Origin of the sequence: Kitasatospora sp. MY 5-36 (genome assembly GCF_001182915.1) — a bacterium.
Lineage (GTDB): Bacteria > Actinomycetota > Actinomycetes > Streptomycetales > Streptomycetaceae > Kitasatospora.
Window position 1 is genome coordinate 1 of the sequence record NZ_LFVW01000855.1, and the last position, 3823, is coordinate 3823.

Annotated in this window: 4 protein-coding genes; 2 read left to right on the plus strand and 2 right to left on the minus strand. The window is 72.8% G+C overall.

Features of this window, described 5'->3' with window-relative positions; genetic code table 11:
• Window positions 1–295: 295 nt before the first annotated feature.
• A complete protein-coding gene (locus AE652_RS37235; RefSeq protein WP_049659659.1) occupies window positions 296–895 on the minus strand; it encodes a response regulator transcription factor in 600 nt (199 codons plus the stop codon).
• Window positions 892–2151 carry a sensor histidine kinase gene (locus tag AE652_RS43275; RefSeq protein WP_082346225.1) on the minus strand — a complete coding sequence of 420 codons (1260 nt, stop codon included), beginning with the start codon at window positions 2149–2151 and terminating at the stop codon, window positions 892–894. The genes AE652_RS37235 and AE652_RS43275 overlap by 4 nt, the downstream gene beginning before the upstream one ends.
• 237 nt (window positions 2152–2388) lie before the next feature.
• Here AE652_RS43275 and AE652_RS37245 point away from each other — a divergent pair, with 237 nt between their 5' ends.
• Window positions 2389–3033, plus strand: coding sequence for a hypothetical protein (locus tag AE652_RS37245; protein WP_049659660.1), 645 nt, complete (start codon window positions 2389–2391; stop codon window positions 3031–3033).
• 34 nt (window positions 3034–3067) lie between these two features.
• Complete coding sequence (locus AE652_RS37250; protein ID WP_049659662.1) at window positions 3068–3682, plus strand: RICIN domain-containing protein; 615 nt, start codon at window positions 3068–3070, stop codon at window positions 3680–3682.
• The last annotated feature ends 141 nt before the right edge of the window (window positions 3683–3823 follow it).

Here is a 3823-nt window from a genome sequence, read left to right on the forward strand (position 1 = left end):
AGGAAATCCCCCCAGTGAAGAATGCGGAATCCCACGCGCGGGCTCCTCACGGGAACCACTCCCCCAGCGGGTTCTCCGGGCATTCCGTCACGCGTGTCGGCAGGAATTATGAAAGGCCGCCGACACCACTGCCAAAACAATCAACCGCCACACTTTCCCCCAATGTTCGACGAATCGGACACACCGTGATCGAACCGCAATGGGCGCTGTCCTGCGGTGATGACACTGTGTCGACACATCGATTCGAACACGGCCTGCTTCCGCCCCGCCGGTTCAGGGGGCCGGACCGGTGCCGTCAGATCCACCCTTCCTCCCAGGCCCGCCGCGCCGCCTCGTGGCGGGTGCGCACGGCGAGCTTGGTGATGGCCCCCGAGAGGTAGTTGCGGACGGTGCCGGGGGCGAGGTGGTGCTGCTCGGCCAGCGCGCTGATCGGCTGGCCCCGGTGGACGGCACGCAGCACGTCCAGTTCGCGCGGGGTCAGCGGGCAGGGCGTCTCGGTGAGGGCGTGGGTGGCGAGCCGGTGGTCGATGTAGCGGCCGCCGCCGTGGACGTCGCGCAGGATGTCGGCCAGTCGCGCGGCGGGGGTGGTCTTGGGCACGAAGCCCTGGATGCCCGCCGCCAGTGCCCGGCGCAGTACGCCGGGCCGGGCGTGGCGGGTGACGAGGACGACGGGGACGGGGTGGCGGCGGATGGCCTGGGCGGCGCCGACGCCGTCCAGGTGGGGCATCTCCAGGTCCAGCAGGGCGATGTCGACCGGGTGGTCGGCGGCGGCCCGGACGGCCGCGGGGCCGTCGCAGGCCTGGGCGGTGACGGTCAGGTCGGGTTCGAGGTCGAGGAGCGCCGCGAGGGCGCCGCGGGTGAGGTCCTCGTCCTCGGCGAGCAGGATGCGGATCACGCGGGGACCTCCCGGTCGGTGTGGCCGGCCAGTTCGAAGCGGCCGTCGGGGTGGGTGGTGGTGCCGACGTGCCCGCCGATGGCGTGGAAGCGTTCCCGCAGCCCGGCCAGGCCGCTGCCGTTACCCCTGCCGCTGCCGCCGCGGTCGGTGGCGGGGTGCGCCGGGGCGCCGTCGTTGCACAGCAGGACGCGGACCCGGCCCGCGTCCGCGGTGACGGTGATCCGGCAGTGCCGGGCGCGGCTGTGGCGCAGGATGTTGGTGACGCCCTCGCGGACCAGGGCGGCGAAGGCCGGCTGGAGCTGGTGCGGGACGCGTTCGGCGTCGCCGTCGACGGCGGTGCGGATCCCGGCGGCCTCCAGGAGCCCTACGGCGTTGGCCAGTTCGGTGCCCAGGCTGGCGCTCCGGTAGCCGTGGACCACGGCCCGGGACTCCTCCAGGGCGGTGCGCGCCAGTTCGGTGATCTCCCGGAGCTGGGCGCGCGCCTCGTGGTCGCTGCGGCCGATCAGCCGCTCGGCCAACTCCCCCTTGAGCGTGATGGCCTGGAGCCGGTGGCCCTGGAGGTCGTGCAGGTCCGCGGCGAAGCGCATCCGCTCCTCCGCCACGGCCAGGTCGGCCGTGGCTTCGCGGACCTGCTCGGCCTCCACTACCGCCCGCCACAGCCGGAGCAGGACCAGTTCCACCGCGGCGACGAACAGCAGCATCCCGGCGCCGGTCGCCGCCGGCACCCCGGGCAGGAGGCCGGGGGTCTCGTGGCGCCACTGCGCCACGGCCTCGCCCAGCACCGCGCAGACCAGTGCGACCGCCGTCAGCAGCCGGCGCCGCGTCCGGGCCGGCAGGGACAGGGCCAGGGCCGCCGTCATGGCCCCGGGCACCATCGCCCAGTCGAGCGCGGTGTACGGACGGTCCGCCATCTCGCCCCAGGTGGCGACCGCCACGGCCAGCAGCGCGAGGCTCCACCGCCACTCGGCCGCGGAGGGGCGGCGGGGGCCGTACCCCTGTCCCTCCGGCGGGCCGGCACCGGGCTCCCGACCCACGGCGCGAGGCGGCACCGCCCGGCGGACGAGCCGGGTGTGCTGGACCAGGACGGCGACGATCACCGGGGCCGTCAGCGCGGTACGCACCGGGTCCAGGTTGAAGACGACGTCGTTCGCGGCCAGCAGCAGCCACAGGGGCCCCAGGGCGAGCAACGTCCGGCGGGTGAGGAGGCCCAGCCGACCCGGATCGACCACACCGGCCACCGCGAATGAGGTGCTCATGTCCGGCCAGCGTAGAGGCCGTCGCCGCGCCCTGTCTGTAGCCGAACCAGCCAATAGATCATGACAGTTGTCATAAACCGACCGTGACACCGCCCGGCCGGTTCATGGCATCAGCCACTACTGGCGCCCGGCGCGCGCCCGCGAGACTCTCCACCGTCTCTCCACGGGGTGCACGCCCGGGCTTCGCCACGCGCACACCCTCTCCCCTCACCTTCCACGACCGCTCCAGGAGCACGGATGACCATCGCCCGCAGGACCCGCCGGCGCCGCACCCTCGCCGCCTCCGCCACCACCGCCCTCGCCGTCGGGCTGCTGAGCCTCGGCACGGCGCCGGCCGCCCACGCCGACACCCTCCCGACCCTGTGCAACCCGGCCGTGGACCGCACCACGGCCGAGCCCGTCAACGTACAGGTCACCCCGCTCGTCACCGACTTCCTGATCTACAACGTCGCCCCGGGGAGCACCGGGCACCACAGCGACATCCTGACCCGGGTCAACTCGGCGACCACCACCGTCGACAACAAGACGGAGATCACCGCCACCGCGAGCGCGCTGTTCCTCAAGGTCGAGGTGAAGGTCGGCTTCTCGGTGCAGAAGACCACCTCCAGCACCACCAGCACCACCGTCAGCGACACCTGGGACCTCGTCGATCCCGGCCGCTACGGCCTCTACCGCGGCACCCGGGTCGTCACCGGCCAGTACGTCAACCGCGTCTGCGCCCAGACCGGCGGCCCCAACACCGGCATCTGGGTCACCACCTCGCCGTCCCCCGGGACCTTCACCACCTACGAGTCCCCGGAGATCGGCTCGGTCCGCTGCGCGCCCGCCGAGGCCGCCGGCACCGTACGCCGCGCCGCCCAACTCCTCATCAGCAGCTGCTGACCACCCCGCCGACCCGACAGCCCTTGGAGATCCCGTGACGACCCCGCACCGCACCACCACCCGCCGCAGCGCCGCGCTGCGCGCCCTCGGCGCCACCGCCCTCGCCTCGCTGTCCGGCCTGACCCTGCTCGCCGCCCCCGCCTCGGCCGCCACCCAGGGCCTGGCCTCCAGCGAGTGGCACGGCTACGTCTGCGACGACGGCTACTACCGGATCAGGACGCCCTTCAACCAACTCGTCGAGCGCAACCAGTACAGCGCCTGGGGACAGGCCATCCAGAACCCCGACACCGGCGCCTACAACCAGCAGTGGAAGCTCTGCCACTACAACTCCGACAACCAGTCGTTCATCTTCCGCAGCCGGCAGAACGAGGGCGACTGCCTCGGCGTGTGGAAGCAGAACCCGAACGACGGCGCCACCGGCGGCGAGGGCGCCAACCTCAACCTCTTCGACTGCCAGGGCTGGATCTACGGCAACCAGATCTTCCACTTCCTGTACCCCGACCCCGGCAACACCAGCCAGGTGATCCTCAAACTCGGGCACAGCGGCTTCTACGCGGCCCTCGCCGACCAGTCCGGCAGCTCCGGCTCGGCCATCGCCCAGTTCTCCGACCGGGTGGCCGTGTTCACCCTGGAGCACCTCGCTTCCTGACGTCCCCGTGGCCGTACGGGCCGGGCCGGGCGGCGGTCCGGGCCCGAGGGCGGACGGCTGCGCCTACCGTTGGACCGTGGACGGACAAGCGTGTGGCGAGGAGTGCCCAGCCGCCGGGCGACCCCAAGGGCTTCGTTCGCC